This window comes from Nostoc sp. FACHB-133, from assembly GCF_014698055.1.
Lineage (GTDB): Bacteria > Cyanobacteriota > Cyanobacteriia > Cyanobacteriales > Nostocaceae > Nostoc.
Genome location: NZ_JACJSH010000036.1, coordinates 14,624 through 34,621 on the forward strand (window position 1 = coordinate 14,624; position 19,998 = coordinate 34,621).

The 19,998-nt window shown below is 40.0% G+C and carries 17 protein-coding genes; 10 read left to right on the forward strand and 7 right to left on the reverse strand.

Translation table 11 applies throughout. The features are described from left to right. Positions 1-41: 41 nt before the first annotated feature. On the reverse strand, positions 42-5,231 hold the full coding sequence (locus H6G86_RS24655) for a hypothetical protein (RefSeq protein ID WP_190936536.1): 5,190 nt from the start codon (positions 5,229-5,231) through the stop codon (positions 42-44). A 47-nt stretch (positions 5,232-5,278) separates the two neighbouring features. Between H6G86_RS24655 and H6G86_RS24660 the strand changes: the two genes are divergently transcribed. Further along, a complete protein-coding gene (locus H6G86_RS24660; RefSeq protein ID WP_190936537.1) occupies positions 5,279-5,809 on the forward strand; it encodes a hypothetical protein in 531 nt (176 codons plus the stop codon). 164 nt (positions 5,810-5,973) lie between these two features. On the opposite strand, the gene H6G86_RS24665 is transcribed toward H6G86_RS24660, so the two are convergent. The 4 genes from H6G86_RS24665 to H6G86_RS24680 all read right to left on the reverse strand — a co-directional run bounded on the left by H6G86_RS24665 (position 5,974) and on the right by H6G86_RS24680 (position 8,962). After that, positions 5,974-6,348 carry a hypothetical protein gene (locus H6G86_RS24665; RefSeq protein ID WP_190936538.1) on the reverse strand — a complete coding sequence of 125 codons (375 nt, stop codon included), beginning with the start codon at positions 6,346-6,348 and terminating at the stop codon, positions 5,974-5,976. A 198-nt stretch (positions 6,349-6,546) separates the two neighbouring features. Further along, positions 6,547-6,957 carry a hypothetical protein gene (locus H6G86_RS24670; RefSeq protein WP_190936539.1) on the reverse strand — a complete coding sequence of 137 codons (411 nt, stop codon included), beginning with the start codon at positions 6,955-6,957 and terminating at the stop codon, positions 6,547-6,549. Positions 6,958-7,234: 277 nt separating this feature from the next. Further along, a complete protein-coding gene (locus tag H6G86_RS24675) occupies positions 7,235-8,464 on the reverse strand; it encodes a ParM/StbA family protein (protein ID WP_190936540.1) in 1,230 nt (409 codons plus the stop codon). Positions 8,465-8,476: 12 nt separating this feature from the next. After that, positions 8,477-8,962, reverse strand: coding sequence for a hypothetical protein (locus H6G86_RS24680; RefSeq protein ID WP_190936541.1), 486 nt, complete (start codon positions 8,960-8,962; stop codon positions 8,477-8,479). Positions 8,963-10,024: 1,062 nt separating this feature from the next. Between H6G86_RS24680 and mobV the strand changes: the two genes are divergently transcribed. From mobV to H6G86_RS24715, 7 genes are all read left to right on the forward strand, one after another. Next, the gene (mobV, locus tag H6G86_RS24685; RefSeq protein ID WP_190936542.1) at positions 10,025-11,731 is read left to right on the forward strand and encodes a MobV family relaxase; all 1,707 of its coding nucleotides are present in this window, start codon (positions 10,025-10,027) and stop codon (positions 11,729-11,731) included. A 107-nt stretch (positions 11,732-11,838) separates the two neighbouring features. Further along, positions 11,839-13,467, forward strand: a complete 1,629-nt coding sequence (locus tag H6G86_RS24690) for an AAA family ATPase (RefSeq protein WP_190936543.1) — start codon at positions 11,839-11,841, stop codon at positions 13,465-13,467. Next, positions 13,464-14,033: a DUF192 domain-containing protein gene (locus H6G86_RS24695; protein ID WP_190936544.1), complete on the forward strand. Its 570-nt coding sequence runs from the start codon at positions 13,464-13,466 to the stop codon at positions 14,031-14,033. The genes H6G86_RS24690 and H6G86_RS24695 overlap by 4 nt, the downstream gene beginning before the upstream one ends. Before the next feature lie 100 nt (positions 14,034-14,133). Then, entirely contained in the window at positions 14,134-14,460 is a 327-nt protein-coding gene (locus H6G86_RS24700; RefSeq protein WP_190735143.1) for a hypothetical protein, read from the forward strand. Between the two features lie 31 nt (positions 14,461-14,491). Next, on the forward strand, positions 14,492-15,676 hold the full coding sequence (locus tag H6G86_RS24705; RefSeq protein ID WP_190936545.1) for a nucleotide-binding protein: 1,185 nt from the start codon (positions 14,492-14,494) through the stop codon (positions 15,674-15,676). Between the two features lie 8 nt (positions 15,677-15,684). Next, positions 15,685-16,383 (forward strand): hypothetical protein, encoded by a 699-nt coding sequence (locus H6G86_RS24710; protein WP_190936546.1) that lies wholly within the window; start codon positions 15,685-15,687, stop codon positions 16,381-16,383. Then, positions 16,383-16,976, forward strand: a complete 594-nt coding sequence (locus tag H6G86_RS24715; protein WP_190936547.1) for a DUF6753 family protein — start codon at positions 16,383-16,385, stop codon at positions 16,974-16,976. Before H6G86_RS24710 ends, H6G86_RS24715 begins: the two co-directional genes overlap by 1 nt. A gap of 4 nt (positions 16,977-16,980) precedes the next feature. Here the strand turns inward: H6G86_RS24715 and H6G86_RS24720 are convergent, their stop codons facing one another. Beyond that, a complete protein-coding gene (locus H6G86_RS24720) occupies positions 16,981-17,634 on the reverse strand; it encodes a response regulator (protein ID WP_190936548.1) in 654 nt (217 codons plus the stop codon). 255 nt (positions 17,635-17,889) lie between these two features. Between H6G86_RS24720 and H6G86_RS24725 the strand changes: the two genes are divergently transcribed. Next, a complete protein-coding gene (locus H6G86_RS24725) occupies positions 17,890-18,675 on the forward strand; it encodes a sensor histidine kinase (RefSeq protein WP_190936549.1) in 786 nt (261 codons plus the stop codon). 150 nt (positions 18,676-18,825) lie between these two features. Beyond that, positions 18,826-19,068, forward strand: a complete 243-nt coding sequence (locus tag H6G86_RS24730; protein WP_190936550.1) for a hypothetical protein — start codon at positions 18,826-18,828, stop codon at positions 19,066-19,068. Here the strand turns inward: H6G86_RS24730 and H6G86_RS24735 are convergent. Further along, positions 19,065-19,841 (reverse strand): hypothetical protein, encoded by a 777-nt coding sequence (locus H6G86_RS24735; RefSeq protein WP_190936551.1) that lies wholly within the window; start codon positions 19,839-19,841, stop codon positions 19,065-19,067. The two genes, H6G86_RS24730 and H6G86_RS24735, sit on opposite strands and share 4 nt — an antisense overlap. Positions 19,842-19,998: the final 157 nt, after the last annotated feature.

The following is a 19,998-nucleotide window of genomic DNA, read 5'->3' on the forward strand; positions in this document are numbered from 1 at the left end:
ACTCATTTATTATTTATATTTCTGGTGAAATTTATCAAAATCTAGCTCTGTAATTCTACATCCTGCTCTTTCTTTTGAGCCAAAGCTTTATCTACTTGAGTATTCGCATTCTCGAAAGTTTGTAACACTTCTGAAGTTACTTTGTTAATTTGCACTTTGCCTGCTTCCAGGCTCAAAATTACATCGCCGTTTTTGTGGGCTAAAGCTAAATTTTTGGTTTGGGCATTGAAGCTCAAATCGTAAGTTTTTCCATTGACGAACGTAAAACCGTCAGATGCAGGTTGCCCCCAGACCATACCCACCTTCTGAGCAATTTGGGTGAGTCGGCTAACTGCTTCTAAGTCTTGCTTATCCTTGGACATTGCCGCTGTTGCTTGGGGTGATAGCTGTCCACTAGTCTTAAAAGAATTGGCAACTTCTACAATCCCTTGCTTGTAGGCTTCCGGCTTGCCTAGTTTATCAACAGCACTGTACCACTGTCTCAAGTCATCAATAGTTACAGATGAATTTTGAACTTCTTGGGTGGATGTCACTTGGCTTTGTGCTTGCCCAAACGGAATTATCTTCCCATCCACAAAATCACCCAACGGTTCGACATGAAGTCCCCACACTTGGGGCTTCCCGGTAAACAACTCACTTAATGCTTTGGCAGAGTGCTTCTCCATATTCGCCCACTGCTGCTGATACTCGTGGTCAGCAATCATTTGTTGTGAGATTTGGTATTGTTTACCAACTCGAAAAGCAACTTGTTTGCCGGAGCCTGTGGCTAGAGCAATATCCCCCTCTTTAAATCCATACTGTTTGTAAGGCTCATAAGCTCTAGTAGTGTGAGTTCTGCCGTATCCGCGCATGGCATCAATGCAAGTATTTACAGGTAGTGGGTTCGGCTCACCATGCATCATTAAAGGGTAGTTCATGGGAATTGGTTTACCTTTGATGACAGGAGGGGCGACATTTTGAATATCTTGGGGTGGAGTGGAATGTCGGCTTTGCTCCTTCTGGGATTGTGCTGTTTGTTCTGGTGGTTTCAAAAACTGCGGTCGTGTGGCGAGGGAATTAACCCTTTGTTGATACTCACTATCCGTTTCAATCACAGCCCCAAATTTCTTGGCCATGCTCTCTAAAGTTTTGGCAGGGATGGAGCTATCAACCAAGTTAAATACAGCTAGACCTTTTTTAGTTTCCCTGATAACATCTTCTATTGGTACTTGCTGCCATTCAAGTTTTTGAGCAGTTAACCATTTTGTCACAGTCTCAGCTTTCTGGTTGTCAACAGCCAAGCCCATGACTCCGAGTTTTTTATTTGATTCTGTCGAAAATAAGAAAGTAGGACGTTCTTTAATATGATGTAGAATTTTCGCACTACTCTCAATCATCTCTTGTTGTTGAGGATTAACTGATTGAGTCCCAAAAGCCTGAAATTCCTTCGTCCAAATAGTAGGATATTCAACGGTATTAGGGTCAATTTGAGCGCAAATCACAGAGAAATTACTTTGAATAATAGCGTCGGCGTGTGTAAGTTTTCCGGTTTTGAGCAATCCAAGTTGTCTGAGCGCGTCTTTGTCTTTTTTGAAGTGCAATACTCCCAAGGGTTCACCATTCAAAAATACAGCATCTCTAGTTTTAGAAGCTGAGGTTTCGATACTCAGTTTTCGGTAATCTTGATCATTGAATGTCTGACCAGAAAAATCATAAAAGTTAATTTTATTAATTTTGAGAAGATTCCCATTGGGAGATTCACCCAGAACAAAAGCTTGATCTCCAGTTTCGGAGATAGAAGTAAGTTTTAACTTTAGAGGATTACCATTTTTGAGATAATCAATTTGTTTCAACTGTTGGACAGAATCACTGTCTAACTCACCCAGGGTCAAAGCATCAATTTTGATTTTTACTGTTTTATCAGTCACTGGCACAGTGCCAAATTCTAAGTTTACGGGTTCGTCGTTAAAAACAAGTCCTGCATAAGAGAAGTTCTTGAGTTCACGGATAGTAATTTCAACCGGCTCGTTTCCTGGTAGTCCAATAGTTGCTGATGCTGTGGCAGGTTCTACCTCAACCATACAAGAGAGCGCTTTCGTACCAATGGGAAGCTGTGCAGTTCTGGTTTCAAGCATGGCGAATTCCTTATATTCGCCGTCACTATCCTGGACAAACATTAGCCTGGAAACGTGGCGTTCATGCCCGACTGGGTGGTGGCTAGCCCTAATTTCTATCGGGTGTTTTTCGGTGGGATTCCAGTCTCGACCTAAAAATTGATTCGCTTCATTATTCAGTGTGACTAACTTCGGTTCGGTAAATTGCAATTTATCTAAGCGAGAGATAATCTCATTAGGGAAAGCAGCGAAGGCGAAATTGGAAACTTTTTTAGCGATCGCTTGGGGGTTTGCATTTTCTTTTCTTGCAACTTCGAGTTCATCCTGGCGGGATGCACAGATGTTCCAAGCGGCGGCGGATAGAGCAAGTTTTTCTGACTCTGGGATAGAGGTATAAAATGCGAGAGCCGCCTCTTGTGCCTTGTCGAAAAGTAATTTAGTTTGGCTTCTAGTAAGTTCTGGTTTTAGTTCTAGGAGTTTAGCTCCCTGCATGGTCATCCCCGATTTGAGGTTGTGGTCAGTCACAGATTGTTGGCTAACTGTCCCCAGGTTGCGGTAAGCGGGTTTTCCATCTTTCCCAACCTCGCCATCTATCTGTGCAACTGCTAGTAATTTGTGGGGGCGTTCTTTAGTTCGCCATTTCTCTGGTATTTCGTCTAGGCGAATGTTCAACGTTTGGGCTTTCCAAATCAGAGGATGTTCGTAATGGGTGAGATTGGTAATTTCGAGTTGGCAAGACTGTGGAGTTTGGATGATTGCTGATGGCCCTTTCTCGGTTTCCCGCCGTCGCTCCATACGTACCGCAGCGTTGAATTTCTGATCAAACTCGTACTTGGCGGCGATCGCTGCAAATTTTTGCTGTGGTGTAAATTCCACTCCTTTGAATAAGTCTTTAAACTGGACGATAGGACGCGACTCTAACTGTGATTCTTGGAAATATTTATTGGTTTGGCTAATTAATAATTCTACTGGCGAGTAGCCCTTTGGTGTTATCCCCGTGTTTAAATAAACTGACGAAGATTTCTTATCTTTAATATAATTAACATCACGATACAAATAGCGGCTGTTTTCCCTGATTAAATCCATCTCAGGTTTTTTAGCGCTTTTGAATAAATCAACTGCTATTTGGTTTTGATAACACCCCTCACCAATCATTTCTCGGTACATCAGGCGGTTAACATACATCGCCTGCTGAATAATCTCTGGCGTTCTGTTAGGATTCTTTGCTAGAGCTACAACAGATTGCATGAAAGGCTTGTACTCTGCTCTAATTGGTTTGGGCTTCTCGCTATACTCCTGTTCAAATAAACTTTGGTAATGGCTAGAAACTTGGTCTAAATAAGTTGATTGTTGTTCTAAAGTACCGTAAGTTTTAAGTACCTCAATTTCCGATTCTAATGCTTCCAGTGCTGTCACTTGATTGTTGATTATGCCCACGCTGATGCTATCGCTCATGTGGATAGCGATTTTTTCAAATGGGGGTTGGGTTCCATCGGTGGGTTCATAAAATGATTGTTTTTTGAGCTTAACCGTGGGCGAATAAGCGTTTTGGGGAAGATTTCTTCGCTCTGCCTCTGCTGTCAGATTAGGATATAAGCTGGCTCTTGCTACACCAATGCAATCACCATCGTAGTCTCGTGCTTGGCGTTCTGATTCGGTTTCTGCTGGATCGATAAAATCAACATCAATCCCTCGTGCTTCTAACTCTGTAATTCTGGCTTGTATGCGCTTGTGGTCTTCGTCATTGACTACAATTATGCCTTCTAAGGGTTCACCGTCTGGCCCTAGTCGATCCTCAACATATTTATTATTAGAAACACATAAACCATTAGAATTTAAAAAAGGAGAACGGAAGTTAAGAACTTTTTCTTGCTCATCAAGCCAAGGGACACAAATTTCACCATTTTTGAGTTCCTTGGATGGAATAATCATCCCTCGGTCAAAAGTAAGCGTTTTCCCCAAAGCGATATCTCGCCATTGACTCTGTACAAACCGACTTAATTCCTGTTTAACTTTTTCCGTTTCTAATAACTGCTGATGACCAAGTAAGTCAGCTTTGATGAGCTTGTACATGAACAAGTCATCTTTAGTACTCTCGTCATCTAATTCCTCATCTGCATTTAAGTCATCATTTGTTCCTGAATTTTTAATATTTGGTTCAAGGCTAGTGACTTCTCCTATTTTTAATTTACCTTGGTTCAATGATTCTTTGCGTTTTTCGTATTTTTCACAATAGTCAGCAGCAACAATTCTAGGATCATCTTGAATAAAGGCTAGTTTCTCAGCTTGTAGCTCTAATTCTTCGGCAAAATCTTTAATTCCTTGGGGAAAAGATGCCAAGAGTTGGGAGATAGACATCTGGCCTTGCTGAGATTGTCCTTTTTCAGCCAACCAAATATTTTGCTGATATAATCCTGGCTTAATTTGAGGTTTAGTCGCCCCTGCTGGTCTATCCTTATCTGTTCCTTTGAAACTACTTACAGGGAGAATTATATCGATTTTGGGTTCATTATTTGAGTCTGCGTACTTTATCTCATCTAGTTTGTATGGTCGGAGTGTTCCTTTACCAAAGCGGTATTTAGTAGTATCTTCTCCATTTCCTTCCTTCCAGCCAAATCGATGCTGGATAACACGGTAGCTTTTATCTTGCTGTGATTCTCTTGAAGTGAGCAAGTCATAAAGTTGTGTTGAAATCTGTCCATAACAATCGCCAACTAGTTTATATGCCAAATCATTTGATAATATCCCTCCATTTTCACCCCGATTATCAGTAGAATCATCTACTACTAGAATATTTAGCTTTTCATGAATCGCATTTTTACAAGCTCCAAGAAATATCGAACCATAAGCCCCACGGTCTTTACTATCTGGACAAATTTTTTGAATTTTTTCTAAGCATTCTTTTTCTCCATAAAGTAAGCGACTTTTAGAAGATAATAGTAAGATATGTCCATCTGGATGATTCTTTAAATCTTCGTCTGTACTGTATTCATCTGAGTGCCCAAATGAGAATTCTTTATCAGGGAAGTAAGATTCTAGTAAAGTATTACTGAGCTTTTCGGTTAAAATAGTTTTACGGTCATCTGTATAAATCCATTGATTAAGCCTGGGGTCAAAATGTTTTAATTCCAGTGTCATGAGTTTAAAAAGTTAATGAAAATTAGTTAATATTTTGGGAGGTTTATATGTCAAGAATTAAGCGTTGGATAAATATGCATAAAAAAGAATTCAATGCAAATGGGACATTAAAAGACGAAGCCCGACAAGAAATGTTATCTAAAGGTGAAGATCCCGGAGCAATAGATAGTTATGCTCGTAGAGTAAAAGTAGGGTATGACGAGTGGAAACGCCTGGACGAGACTGATCCAGAGCCGTGGCCAGTGTATACAGCTTATGATTTCTTCACTGAACAAGAGAAAAGGGAATTTAACCCTGATGGTTCTCTCAAACCTGAATATTTAGAATACGCTCGAAAAATTGGGATCAGTGAAGGTGCGCTGGAAGAACAAGAACGTCGCAAGAAAATAGAAGTTGATGGTTACAACAAAGTGTCTGCTAAATACGCAGAACAAGGTATTAATTTTGGTGCATGGCAAATGAGAGGAAGGATTGAAGATAGCAGAACATACGTCCAACGTCGTCAGCAGATGGAGCAAGACCTGCGTAACTTTGAGGATGTTGACAGTTTACCTTTCGACAAGGACACAGCATATTAGGCGGGAGCGATGCCAAGTGAGTGATAATATAAGCTGAAAGCATTATTAAACAAAGCTCTCAGCTTTTTAATGGCATCCTTTTATATCTGCAATTGCTCCCCTTGGACTGAGCATAGCCTCTCCAAGAGTTGTATTGCGACTGGGCGAAAAAGCGGATTGTTTGGTTAATTGGCTTGCCGTTCTATAGCTGGAGGGATTACCCCAGGAGATCGCACAACTGATTTGTTGGAAGCGGCGGCAAGGAACGCAAACATTCCTAGAATGGCAAAGGACGTAATAATCACTTGCTGTACGGATGCAAAGACCGACTTTTCTTTCTCCTTTTGGACAGTAATGCGATTGAGATTCTGTTGAAATGCCGAGAAATAAAAATAATTCAACACTTTCTCACACAGGGCAGGGTCTTCACCTATCTGTACTTTCTGGCACAGGAGAATTTCTAGATGCTCTCGGCGGCGATCGCTTGTAGACAAATCGCGCTCGTCCCACAGTTTTGCCTGGGTTGTATCTAAAGGTCTATTAATACCTAATATAGTCATAAATATGTCCTCATTTAATTGTTGGGTTAGTTGAGGGAACAGGCGTAATTGGCTTATCGATTACACCCTAGTGTGCTTTTTGAAAAATGGAACTCGTATCTAACTTAAGAAGTTTAAATATGCTTTCAAAAAAGAACTAGCAACTTGAGTACTGAAAAAATCAAAGCTCAGGTTGCTAGTAAAGTTTGAGAATATATGCTATATTTCCCAATCCAAATCTTCAGTTGGAGATGGAGATAAAACCTGTGCCTTGGGTGGTGGCTGGGGTGTATCCGGCTGCAATGGATTTGTCCCATCCTGAAATAAAACAGTCGCCAGAGTCCGCCCATCTGAGTCAATGTCACTTGCTAGGAAATACTCTAAAACCTGCGGTGTAGCACCATCAATTGCTGCTTGTGCCAATAAGCTTTTAATGAATTGCGGGGATGCCTCACTATCAGCCAGAATCTTTAAGGTCTGTTCGGCATCTTGGACGGTCATCTGAGAAATATTTTTTACACCCGCTTCTTCCCAGACATCGCCAAAATACTGACGATATTGCTGATTGAAGTCTTGCTCTTGGGCGAAACGGGCTAATTCTTGTACTTGTAATTGTGTCGTCTCTGACATATCAATTGACTAAGGTTAATTGTTCGCGTTTATTGTTTGACTCAACCATCTTGAGCAATTGTTGATTAAGCGGAGGGAAACACCATTCAAAGCCAAACCCTTGCATTTATTGGCTTTGGCGATGTTAGACAGAATGTCTGTCTAACATCAGACAGCATTTGTACAACAACATAGATTCGTTACAAGCCCTGTCTTTTCACTCTGGCTTGCATTGGTCGGAGTTCCAAGCTCAGTCCAATACCGTCTTCACTACATCCAACACCCTACCCCCAACACCCTATTTTTGGCTTGTAGTGATATAACCGTTCCTTTGCCAAATCTCCATGTCCGGTTTAGAACTCTTGAATGGTTGAACATAATAATCAGGAACTAGGGGTTTGTCTTGGCGGTCATAGCTCAATTCATGATCCAAAAACTTGATATGGCTAATATGGGATGCCCAAGCATCGGCTATCCTATCACCTAATCCCATTGTGTCTAAATATTTAGGTAGTTCCATTCCGCCATTCCAACAAATGGGGATGCCTTCACCATCAAAATGTTCGGTTAGCTCTTGGCGTACAAACGATGCTGTCCCACCACAAACTAAAATTTCATCCATAAGAGCAATATTTCTCAACCAGCGCCATAAAGCACGGCAGTACTCTTTGCGAACTATCGGCAAAATCCGACAAAACAACTCTACATCAGCATTGATTTCTTCAATTTTGGTTTTGCGCGATAGAAACCGCAGTGCATCAAAATTGTTATTCGTGGTTTCGGCTAAAGCTGAAATTAGGCGTAAGTCATCTTTTGATAAACCTACAGCAGTACGTTCTACAAACTGATGCACTACCCAATTCATCCCTAAATCTGTAGATTCAGCTTTTATTGCATTCCCCTTGTGCGACAAAATAAAACTGGCATTACGATAGCCTAACATCAGCATTCCTATACTCTTTTGGAAATAGTTTATGTTGACGTTGCGACTGCGATATGCCATGATACCCGCCCCTTCTGGACTGACATCAAAGCTACGTAATTTCGCTTTTAACCTCCCTGTTGGCGTGATTATTCCTGTTTTTAAGTTCTGTGCTAGTTTTGCTCTGAGCGTTTGCCCATCCGATGCTTCTCCCACTGGCAACAACAAATGTACATATAGCTCTATATCTGGGTTTTTCACTCCCAGCCGCCGAATTGCCAACCATAACATAGCTGCTACTTTCGGTAAGGCATATTGATATTTCAAATCTCTAATAGCTGATGTCCCCGCGAACATACTTTTGGCTAATGCTCCCAAAACATAGTATTCTGACCCAATTCCTATCCACACCGTCGTATCTTGTACGAGTTGATTTGACAAATATTCTATTGACTCTACCCCTAAATCCGCTATTTCTGGTTCCATTGCTAAAACTATTGGAACCCCATCTGGATAAATCTGTGCTATCCCCTTCTGGCAACTTGTCCCTAAATCAATAGTTATCGCAACTTTTGTGTAGTCTTTAGAATTATTCTTTTTATTCATCTTCAGCCCCCCTCAAGGTTTGTCCCAGCCAAACATCCGCTTAATATCGGTCATCTCTTGATAGTTTTGCGAGTCAAGAAATTCATCGTTATCGTCATCGTCTTCATCTTCTTCATCAGTAGAACTTATTTGTCCATTTCCCGAAGTAATCCCTAAGACAGATAGACTATCTGATGCCACTATGTTTGATGCTTGCATTGATATATTTGATGTCACCACTAGTGGGTCTGGTGCTATCCCGCAAGTTCTCCGAATCATACTAATTTGTGCTTCTAGTTGACTAATTGCCCAAATGCCAATCTGTCTTAATTCTTCTCCCCTCAGTCCCGAAGAAAACAAGGCTAGAGGTAGCCAGTGGTTTTTTAGCGTTGCTGTTATAACTTGCGAATAATCTGCTTCTAAACCAAATGGATTTGATCTTATGTAGCCAACTACTTTTCCATCTAAACTATCTTTCGGGCGCTTAATCGAAACTCTTATTTGTTCTATCTCTGCCATATTTTATGCTTCTCACACAGGTAATGCAGATATTGAAAATTATGACACTTTATTTTTAATACTGCTGAACTTTATTTTTCTTAAAATTTAGTTTCAACACTTTTCGTCTTGAGGAACTTCAATTTCACTTTTTTATCTATGAAGCAATCTTGAAGTACTTAAATTTTATTTCTACTTGTCCATTTAATCATTTTTTTTAGACTTCATAATGCAATTCCTTCAAAATATTGAATCTACACTATTTAAGTCGGGTTTATTTGATTTTTAAGTACACTCTTTGTCAAAATAAATACTATCAATTTGGACGGCCAAAAGGACAAGAAACGCCGTTTTCTGTCCCTTTGGCCGTCCTCACACAAGCCCAAATTGGAAATATCTAGATTTCATGACTTTCCTTTGGACGGCCAAAAGGACAAGAAACGCCGTTTTCTGTCCTCTTGGCCGTCCACTGTTTTTGCATTTTTTCTCTTGAAAGCCTTATCATTAATCAGCTACAGCCACTTTTTTGCCATGTTTTTATTCTCAATAAGCTTGGGTCTTATTGAGAATGTGTACTACAATCTTGTTGATTTTGCACTACAAAAACTCCCAAAAATTCTGAATTAGCTTTGAAAATCTTGAGTAATTCTCAAAAAATTCTGAATTAGCTTTGAAAACCTTGAGTAATTCTCAAAAAATTCTGTGAGCAGCCTATTCATTCTCATTAATTAAGGCTTGTTGACAACAAAATAACCCGAAAGCCTTGCTATTGCGTGGTTTTTTAGTCCCAGTCACAGAAAGTCGGGTGTTCTCTACTTAGGTTAAAATTGTATTAACAGTTACTATACTACTAAGGGAATCTTGGGGATAGCGGGAGAATTGCCTGTAAAATGCCTCAGAACTGCTGTAGGGTGGCTTAAGATAGTCGTACTTACTACGGTTATTTGCCCATTTTCGCATCTGAGCGATTTGGCTTTAAAATAGGCGTGAAACCGAGAAAAAACAGCAAGAATTTGAGTGATATTTGTTTCTCAGTCAGTCAGCCCAAAAACTTGTATTTCCAAATTTTAGCGTAAAGAAAAAATGGCATACGCGATCGCGCGATTAAAAAAATTAAAGCGGGGTAACATATCAGGGAGTGCATCTCACACTGCACGAGAAAGAGAAACCCCTAATGCAGATCCCACTCAAAAAAATATTCGGTTCATCGGTAGCCTCAACCCAGAGGAACGACTAGAGGATTTAGTCTTAGCCAAGATAGGGGACTCGGAGCAGAAGCGGAAGATTCGCACTGATGCGGTGTACTGCGTGGAGTTACTGTTGAGTGCATCGCCCAGTTATTTCCGTCCCAACTGCCCCACTCAAGCCGGTTACTATGAACCACAAAAGCTGGATGAATGGCTAGAAGCGACTCATCAGTGGTTAGCGGATGAATATGGCAATCGCATTGTCCGCGCCGAGTTGCATTTAGATGAAGCCACACCCCATATTCACGCTTATTTTGTGCCTTTGGATGATCAAGGACAGCTACGGTGCAATCATTTCTTTGACGGGCGGCAGAAAATCCAACAATTTCAAGATTCTTACTACCAGACAATGCGGTTAATTGGGTTGGAGCGCGGTATTAAAGGAAGCAGAGCAAAGCACCAGGACATCAAGGATTTTTACCGCATAGTGGAGGAGGGGCGGGATTTAGAAGTTGATGAGCTAAGTACAGCGCAATTGAAAGCCAAAGCTGCCGACCGAGACAGGGCGAATCAGCGTAAGGAAGAGATGGAAGCTACAGCCAAAGCTCTTGCACTTGACAATGAACAGTTACGGCGGCGGATAGAGCAATTGGAGCAAGATAATCAATCAATTAAAAAACTTACCGAATGGTCAACTGATTTAGCTTTGGATGATGTTGCTTGGGAGTTAGGACTGTGGCGTAAAGGGAATGAATGGGTAGGAGGAAACCACATCATTAATATAGATGGCTCTAAATTTAGCGACCTTGCTCCCGGTTCTCATTTTGAAGGTAATGATGCAATTGATTTGGTGAAACACGTTAATCAATGCAACCAAACAACTGCGATCGCATGGCTGGGGGAAAGATTTGGTGAAGTCGGCGCAAAACGTGCAGCGATGGCTCATGCTCAAAAAGTTACGGCTGACATTATCCAAACTCAACCAGCACCCCAATTCACCCCACCTGTTGAGGATAAAGCTAATTGGTCAGGTGTTGAACATTACCTAACTCAGAAACGAGGCATACCCTCTGATTGCGTACAAATGTTACATAACCAAGGACTAGTTTATGCCGACTCAAAAGCAAATGTAGTGTTTGTGATGCGGGATCTCAACGGAAAGACCAAAGGAGCATTTTTAGAAGGGGCAGTTAATAATTTCTCTGGTTATGAGTTAGGTACTGTTCGCCGTGATAGCTGGTTTTACTTTACTTTGGGGAAAAAGCCTAACGAACAAACTAGTACTGTCGTGCTGTCTTTTTCTCCCATTGATGCCATTTCAGTAGCCATGCTGGAATATCTCTTTAAAGGAATACCAGAAAACAGAACAGTTTACATGGCAGCAGATGACACTTCAAATTTACCTGTTGAAAGATTACGTAATGTTCCTTGTGTACAGGTAGCTTTTAGTCAACCAACAGTGGCACGGGCTGTTAAAGAACTGCTGCCACACTCGACTCAACTCAAGTGCGAAAGTCGGGATTGGAATACGCAGTTAATCAATTTCTCCCATCAATTACAACAACGTTATTCACAACAAAAACACGAAGAATTAGAGCTATAGTTGCAAAAAAGTCAAGCTCCTCTAGTACCGATTTTTTCAGTACCAAAGTAGCTAGTAAAGAGTTTTAGCTATCAATAATATTGGGGTGAAATTTAACTAAAGCCCTAATGAATAATGAGTTAACAAAGCAAATATTTGGATTAATTAAGCTTAACAATAAGCTGATTGCTGTCGAGTCTCCATTGCAAGAAAGGGTCAGGCTGCTCATCAATCTAGCCAGTGAATGCCAGCAATACAATATTAACTGTTACCTGTGGACGCTGGAGGATGATGCGCTACAGCAGTTATCTACTAATGAGGAGGGATTAAGTTTACAAAGAGTTGACCAGTATCAGGCGATCGCCAAGAATCGACGTGAACATTACTTTGAAATTCTGCGATTCTGGAAAACTACCCATTTACAAGGGATTCTCATACTAGAGGGCATATTCCCTTGGCTGGGAGAGTCTACCACTGACCCCGATTTCTTTCTGACTTCCGAGTGGATTAAGTCAGCCCTGATTAACCTGAAGCTGTACAATTGCCATGCTAACAAAGCAGCGATTCTCTTAGGGTCAAACGCCACCGTGTCATCTGACATTGCCCCCGAAGTTCCTACCATTGTGCAACAATTGCCAGCTATAGAGGAAATAAGCAGTTATTTATCCCAAGTATTACCTGATTACAGCCGCAGCGATATTCATGCGACAGCGAACGCTGGCTTAGGCATGTACTTGGCAGACATTAACTATGGAATCAGACAAGCAATCGCAAATCATGAAATTACACTGGATGAGTTAGTAGAAAAACTGTCCGCTTACAAAATTGACCTATTTAAGCGAATTTATAATATTCAATTTCTCCAACCTCCAAGCACTCCTATCGGGGGGCTGGAACTGATGCAGCAAGCGTTTAAAACTTATAAGCGCCTTCTATCCTCATTGGCTAAAGCTTACAATCTTCGTTTACCCAAGGGGATTTTATTAATCGGCCCACCGGGAACAGGAAAATCTTACTCCGCTAAAGCAAGTTCTGCACAATTGGGGCTACCTCTGATTATCTTGGAGTGGGGTAGTTTCCGCAGTTACGGTAATTTGGCTGAATATAAACTCAAGAGTTTACTCGCACTCGTAGACCGAATCAATCGTTTAATTTTATACCTTGATGACTTTGATAAGGGATTCGCCGGGGATGATGATTTATCTAAACGCCTCGCTGGTATGCTTTTGACCTGGATGCAAGAACGTACTAGTGAGGTTTTAATTATCGCTTCGGCTAACAATATTCAATGGCTACCACCAGAGCTAACCAGAAGTGGGCGCTTCGACGAGATTTTTAAGGTGGATCTCCCAAATTACGGCGAACGGCACGAAATATTCAAGATTCACTTGGCCCGTTTCGATCCTCGTTTCCGCGATCGGGGCGATGGGTACAGCGAAGAAGAATGGAAAAGGTTACTCAAAGCCACGCAGCGATGTGTCGGGGCGGAGATTCAAGCCATTGTTGAACGTGCCGCCATCTCTACTTTCTGTCAAATGTTTGGCGACGATGTTTCTCCCCTTCAAGAACTACCACCACTAGGAATTACATTATCGGCATTGCTGGCTGCAAGGCAGAGTATGAATCCTCTGGCCATCCGCGAAGCTGACCGAGTTGAAAGTATGCGTAACATTGCGGCTTTGCATGGCCTTCCATCTAGCCCGATTGATTCATCTATATATAGTCTCGGCAATGTTGATATTTTTGGTGAAATATGAAAACTTTAAAAATTAATTCTGAAAAGGATTTATATGTTGCTGCTTTCAAGTTACTGAACATACTAGGCCCTGTTGCTGGAGTATTTATTATCATTGGCACTGTGGCGCTGGGTTACGTCCAAACTCGTCCCCAGGATTTACCAGTTACGCACCTTCTCACGAAAGGCAATCGCACATTTAAGCTCTCAGTCGCCTCTACACCAGAGCAATTAGAGAAAGGGCTGAAATTTCGAGCATCCTTAAACGGCTCACGCGGAATGTTATTCAACCTGGGCAGAGAAATTTACGACGTGCCTTTTTGGATGTACAAGGTAAATTTTCCTTTAGACATCTTTTATCTTAAGGACAATGTGGTGACAACTGCGGTTTACAATGCCCAACCGTGTTACAAAACCCCTTGTCCCATCTACAAGGGGAAAGTTGCCTCCCAAGTGCTAGAGCTAGTAAAAGGCACTGCCAATATCAAGGTTGGCGATCGGCTTAACATCCAACCGTTATCAGTTTTGCCTAAGAATAATATCAGTGTTGACAGAGGCAATTCTTTGAGAATCAAAAATAATCGCTAGTAATTGTATAACGTATTTTTGAAAAATCAAGAAACCATAGTACTGAAAAAAACAGTACCTAAATAGCTTCGTGTGTTGAATCAAATATGGCAATCTATTTATGGGAAGAGTATGGACATATTGGGAATTTGATCATCCTTTGGGTAACACGGTGCGAGTAATCTCTACCCCACTAGGGTTAGAGATATTTGCCGAAGATGTGTTCAACGTCGTTGCAGCAGAATTAAATAACGAAAAAATAGTACTGATGAATATTCACAGTCAAGAACGTTATGTAGTTATTGAAGAAGAGGTAGTAAAAGTAAAAACTTTAAATTTTACAGCCATCAATACCTTAAAGACGATTGTAAAAGCGGACTTGATTAATAAATTTCTGCATTGGGTACGAATTAAAATTCGACCAATATTTCAAAGACAGTACTTGTAAAAAAAATTAGTCAATATCAAAAGGAAGAAGAATGATGACTATTAAGATAGCCAACGATAATAACCGAAATACTAGCAACAATCTGGCAGATCAACTCTTTAGTAATACACCGTTTAACAATATAGCACCCAAGAATGTGACAGAAGAAAACACTAGTAATACAGATCCCGACAGCCCAGTGCCCGACAATATAGCACCCAAGAATGTGACAGAAGAAAACACTAGTAATACAGATCCCGATAGCACAGTACTTGACAATGTACCACCCAAGAATGTGACAGAAGAAAACATTGGTAATACAGAGTTAGATAGCCTAGCACCCGACAATATAGCACTTAACAATGCGACAGAAGAAAACACTAGTAATACACAGTCTAATAATCCAGTATCCGAAAAGAATAATAAGAATAACAACAATAAAAATAATCCAGAACAACTAAGAAGATTAGTAATGGTGACAGGAGATAAAGGAGGTGTTGGTAAGTCAACGTTTGCCAGAGGTTTAGCGCAAACTTACATAGATAACGCAGTAAAATTTGTCGGGTTAGACGCGGATAATTCTAATCCACACTTGATCAGATTTTATGAGAAAGCTGCAAATATTCAACGTTTAGATATATCTAATTCAGATAAATTGGACGAATTTGTAGATAATTTAAAAGAATTAGTCTATCCCAAATCAAAAGAATCTGGGAAATATCGAGATTCACAATCTTTGATACTACTAGAAACGCCATCACAATTTCTGCCAACTTTAAAAATTTTAATAACCGAGATGGGGTTTTTAGATGTAGTAAATAATAAATGTAAGATGCAGGTAACTATAGTAATAGTTATTAGTACAATAATTGATTGTATAACTCAACTACTAGAACTATATAGTTTCTGCGGCGATCGCGTTGATTATGTAATAGTAAAAAACTTGTTTTATGGAGAGACAGAACAGTTTACTTTTTATAATAGTTCCGAAGAAATAAAAGTAATTGAACAGCAAGTAAAAGCAACAGGGCATGATTTCACAAGTATAAATATGCCAAAATTAGCGAAAAAATCCTACGATTATTTAGATGTGAAAAATTTGACATTTAGACAAGGACTTGAACAAGATGAATATCCGTCTGTATTTGGTAGAGTCTTAAGCTGGCTGAACAATTTTAAAGGGCAAATAAAGCCAAAAAAAGATTTATTTGGCATAGAGAAGATTTTATCTGAATAGGAATAAAGATGTCAAAAAGAATGATTATAACTGTAGGAGATGCGCGGGTGGGTAAGTCTACAGTTATCAAGCTATTGCTAGAAATGTTCGCCCAACAAGGAAAACGGATAAAGGTTTATAACCAAGAATCATTCCCTGTATTTCAAGCTTATGAACATATAGCAACCATTAAGAAGTTTAATTTATCAAATGACGATGCTGATGCAATAGCAGATGACTTAAATCATCCTGAGTTAGATGTGATAATTGTTGATATGCCCGGACAAGATATTGAAAAAGTAATTCAATATATCGAGAGTGCTAGCTTATTTGAGGTTGTAGTAAAATTTGGTTGGAATTTAACATTTCTTCAACCTATTTCTCACAGGGAAGACTGTATATATTACTTAAATGCAATCATCCAGAACGCGACCAATAACGCTAACTACGTGGTAGTGAAAAATTACCATTTTGCGCCAGATTTTAGAGAATATGAGGAGAAGATGCGGAAAAAGCTGTTAATCATAGGAGGGACAGAAGTAGAATTAATGGCTCTACATCGGAATCATTATCAAGCAATGGAAAAGGCTGATAAACCATATTCACAAGTTTGCCAGGATTTCTCAATAATTTTATTTTGGAGAAGCTTCATTTTTCAGTGGATTAAAAAGTTTCATCATTCAGTGATGAATAACGATTTGGCTATTAAATATCTAGGGCTTGATTGATGACACTACAAGACACACTACAAGGTTATTCCCCATCAGAACAAAAACGCATAGTTGAAGGGGCATATCAATTAGGAATTACACCAGACGATCCAGTTTTTAGGATGATGGCGACACTGGGCAGATATGAAGAAACGATCATAGACCTCCAGGCAAGAATGGAGGCAATGATAGAAGCATGGGCGGCACTGATAGACCAAAAACTGGAGAAAACAAGCAAACAAGCCGAGTCAATGCATTATACAGTTGTGTCAAATGCTGTACGTGATGAGATCAAAAAAAGCAAGCCCACCGGCACAGGTATGAAAGTGCAGGCAGGCTGGGGATTGGGCACAGTATCTCTTGTGTGTGGATTAGTCGCGGCTGGCAGTACCTTGCTGGGTTCGCTGACCACATGGAATCTGGTGCAAAATATAGGAACGAATCAGTCAGTAGTAGTATCACGTAACGAGATAAAGATTCTTCAATGGGCAAAATCCCAAGAGGGTAAGCAAATGTATCAAATAATCTTGAAGAATCAAGCAGCAATTGAAGCCTGTCAAACACAGCAGAGTAAAACCCAGGGCTATTGTTTAATTCAAGTAGGTAAGTAAGTAGCTAACCTACTTTCAAGTAATCTTGTTCGATGTATCCAAGTTTACTAGCTTCAATCAGAGCATTGACGCGATCCTTGACATCTAACTTCGCAAAAATCTTGTTAATATGGCCTTTAACGGTACTTTCAGTAATAAATAACCGCTCGGCAATCAGCTTATTAGAAGAACCATCTGCCATCAAAGAGATAATTTGCATTTCAGTGGCACTAAGATGATCTTGGTAACTCTTCCCCTTAATTTTCTGCTGGAAGAAAAAATTATGTCGGCTAATATCAGGGTCAAAAAAAGACTTGTTATCGTAGAATGTGGTTTTAATTGCTTCTAAAATCAGAGGAACATTATTCTTTTTGAGAATGTAAGAATCAGCGCCGGCATTTAAAGCTGATTGAACAGTGCCTTGAGAAGAATGGGAAGAAAGGACAACAATTTTAGTCTTGCTATTGACTTTGACCTCTTTGATCACTTCTAGCCCCGATATGTCGGGTAAACCAATATCCACCAAAATCACATCGGGATTTAATTCCTTAACTAAATTAATCCCTTCAATGCCAGTACGAGCAACGCCGACCATTTCCATATCTGGTTGTTGATTGATAGCAGTAGTGATCCCCAACCTAATGAGTTCTTCATCCTCAATGAGCGTTAATCGAATCATAGATCACTTCGATTATAAGATGACTCAATATTTATAGCATAGTTGTTGGTGTTAAGCCTTTTACTTTTTATGTCTGTAATATAAAATAAAAGTAAGAAAAATTTTTCCAGATAAATGAAAAAAACTTTAGTACTAAAGTTGGATTGGATATTTTTTTTTATAACTAAAATAAAAGTATTCTCAAATCTTGCAGACATAATTAGCACTTATTCATAAAAGTAGCCCAAATCACTATCTGTCGTTGGAAACATAGTTATGCAACAGGAAGTTTTAAGCATATTAGGTTTGTTACATGATGTTTCAAACAACTATCAAGGAGCATCGTTAGTTTTGAATCAGATAATTGATGGTGCTTATGGACAGTCTTTAGAAGAGATCAAACCGTTGCTGATAGCTTTACAACAAACGCATGAGCGAGGGGTGAGTTTGATTCAATCTAAAAGAACTGCTTTTTTTGAACTAAATCCAGTGACAGAGGAGCAGTTTGATATGTTAAGTTTTTTACAAAATAATTATTCTCGATTCAAACCAATAGCGCAGTATCATTCCTTGAATCTCCACTATGAAACTCAATCATCGTATAAGCATGGAACGCAAGTACGGGGTGACGGCATAAGTATTGACAGAATGTTGTGTAATCTTGTGACAAATGCTATTAAGTACACTCTTGCCGGAGATATCTTTTTAAGATTGCTCAATCAAGAAGATGATTTAATTATTGAGATTGAAGATACCGGCTGTGGAATTGCCACCGAACAGCTATCAAATATATTTATTCCGTTTTGGAGAGCGCCCCAGAGTAGGTTATCTGATCAGGCGGGCAGAGGAATGGGATTGTATATTGCCTGGATGGTGGCTTATGCTCACGGACTCAGTATGAGGGTAGATTCAGTAGCCAAACAAGGAACCAAATTCACCATTATATTTCCTTACAAAGATGACGGGATCTATGGGGGTGATGGTAGGATGTTGCCCAAATCACCAAAACAAGTCGGAAGTCGGAGTTCGGAAGTCGGAAGTTTTGAGTTTAAAAAGGTTTGAAGCTCCTAATTTTAATCATGGAGAAAGATCAGAATTATGGTGAGACAAGAATAAGTATGAAGTGTGAGATCGAAAGTCGGAAGTTTTGAGTTTAATTTCTGACTTCCGACTTCTGACTTCCGACTTCCGACTTCTAAAAGAGGTTACAAGATGCGTTACCTATATGATGTGAAACTTTGGGACAGGATTGAAACAGGAGTGGAATTTCTAATTTTTGTGGCTTTGATGATAGCGGCAATTATCAAACTGGGGCACAACGATTTTTTACAAGTATTGTTTTACATAGTATTAGCTGTCATCATCTCACCCTGGTCACAATTCGAGCGGGTGACTAAGCGATATGTTTTAGTAAGCGCGTACATTCTTGGGTTGTTTGTTGGGTATTTTAGTTAGTCTAACTCTGGGCCGTCAGAAGATCGCTCGTTTTGTTGTTGCTGTGGTGGTGGCTGTTGCTGTTGCACTCTTATATCAAAGTTGATCAGCTTTTGTGTTTCTTGTGGTGAAAGGTGATTGTGTATTACTTTGTATTCTTCGTTAGTATCTACTTTATAAGCACTAAAAGCCGATTGATTATCACTTTTGCGCCAAACAGTCAGACGCTGCATACCTTCTCTCATCAACAAATTTAATTGATAAGCCATGCCTTCATAGACTCGACCGCCAATAGTATCTTGTCCCTTTGTAACGATAATATTCATTAGTGCAGGAATGAGAGACTTTTTAGCAACCTCATTATTTTCAGTTTCAACCGATTTTGACTGTTGACTGTCAACAAAAGGCAGTTTGCGCCCTTTAGTTTCTAATATCTGCTGTGAGAATGTCTTTTTCTTTTCATTGATTAAATCTTCAACTCTTGTTGAGTTGTTTATATCAGGTGTTTCCTCGGATTTATTTAAACCAAATTTTTGAGCGTATTCTTGGTAGTATTTTTCCTTAAGGGATTGCCTGTAATCTTCAGTAGTTTGAGCATTTCGGGACAGGTCTAGAGTATTTCTCACCTCACCAATAAGATTTTCGCGCTGTGTGGGCTCTAGTGCGGGGGTTATTGACGGTGAAGGTGGGTGTTTCTCCATCATCAGTGCCAGTCTGTAGGCCATTTGGTTGTCAGAAAAGCCACTGTTGCGGTTGATGATAGTGATGGTTTCGGCTACTGAGCTAGATTGCATAGGTATTACCAAAGAAGAATTCAGGAGTCAGGAGCCAGAATTCAGAATTGAATTCTGAATCGATTTAGTAGATAGTGCCGGCGGCAAGCGAGTGCGTGTACCCCTACGGGGATCTTGCTACGCTTTTAGCGTCTCTTAGATAGCGTCTGAATCATGG

Bases quoted from the DNA above. Each gene is read 5' to 3' on its own strand.
- H6G86_RS24655 (WP_190936536.1), bottom strand. From the start codon at position 5,231: ATGACACTGGAATTAAAACATTTTGACCCCAGGCTTAATCAATGGATT.
- H6G86_RS24660 (WP_190936537.1), top strand. From the start codon at position 5,279: ATGTCAAGAATTAAGCGTTGGATAAATATGCATAAAAAAGAATTCAAT.
- H6G86_RS24665 (WP_190936538.1), bottom strand. From the start codon at position 6,348: ATGACTATATTAGGTATTAATAGACCTTTAGATACAACCCAGGCAAAA.
- H6G86_RS24670 (WP_190936539.1), bottom strand. From the start codon at position 6,957: ATGTCAGAGACGACACAATTACAAGTACAAGAATTAGCCCGTTTCGCC.
- H6G86_RS24675 (WP_190936540.1), bottom strand. From the start codon at position 8,464: ATGAATAAAAAGAATAATTCTAAAGACTACACAAAAGTTGCGATAACT.
- H6G86_RS24680 (WP_190936541.1), bottom strand. From the start codon at position 8,962: ATGGCAGAGATAGAACAAATAAGAGTTTCGATTAAGCGCCCGAAAGAT.
- mobV (WP_190936542.1), top strand. From the start codon at position 10,025: ATGGCATACGCGATCGCGCGATTAAAAAAATTAAAGCGGGGTAACATA.
- H6G86_RS24690 (WP_190936543.1), top strand. From the start codon at position 11,839: ATGAATAATGAGTTAACAAAGCAAATATTTGGATTAATTAAGCTTAAC.
- H6G86_RS24695 (WP_190936544.1), top strand. From the start codon at position 13,464: ATGAAAACTTTAAAAATTAATTCTGAAAAGGATTTATATGTTGCTGCT.
- H6G86_RS24700 (WP_190735143.1), top strand. From the start codon at position 14,134: ATGGGAAGAGTATGGACATATTGGGAATTTGATCATCCTTTGGGTAAC.
- H6G86_RS24705 (WP_190936545.1), top strand. From the start codon at position 14,492: ATGATGACTATTAAGATAGCCAACGATAATAACCGAAATACTAGCAAC.
- H6G86_RS24710 (WP_190936546.1), top strand. From the start codon at position 15,685: ATGTCAAAAAGAATGATTATAACTGTAGGAGATGCGCGGGTGGGTAAG.
- H6G86_RS24715 (WP_190936547.1), top strand. From the start codon at position 16,383: ATGACACTACAAGACACACTACAAGGTTATTCCCCATCAGAACAAAAA.
- H6G86_RS24720 (WP_190936548.1), bottom strand. From the start codon at position 17,634: ATGATTCGATTAACGCTCATTGAGGATGAAGAACTCATTAGGTTGGGG.
- H6G86_RS24725 (WP_190936549.1), top strand. From the start codon at position 17,890: ATGCAACAGGAAGTTTTAAGCATATTAGGTTTGTTACATGATGTTTCA.
- H6G86_RS24730 (WP_190936550.1), top strand. From the start codon at position 18,826: ATGCGTTACCTATATGATGTGAAACTTTGGGACAGGATTGAAACAGGA.
- H6G86_RS24735 (WP_190936551.1), bottom strand. From the start codon at position 19,841: ATGCAATCTAGCTCAGTAGCCGAAACCATCACTATCATCAACCGCAAC.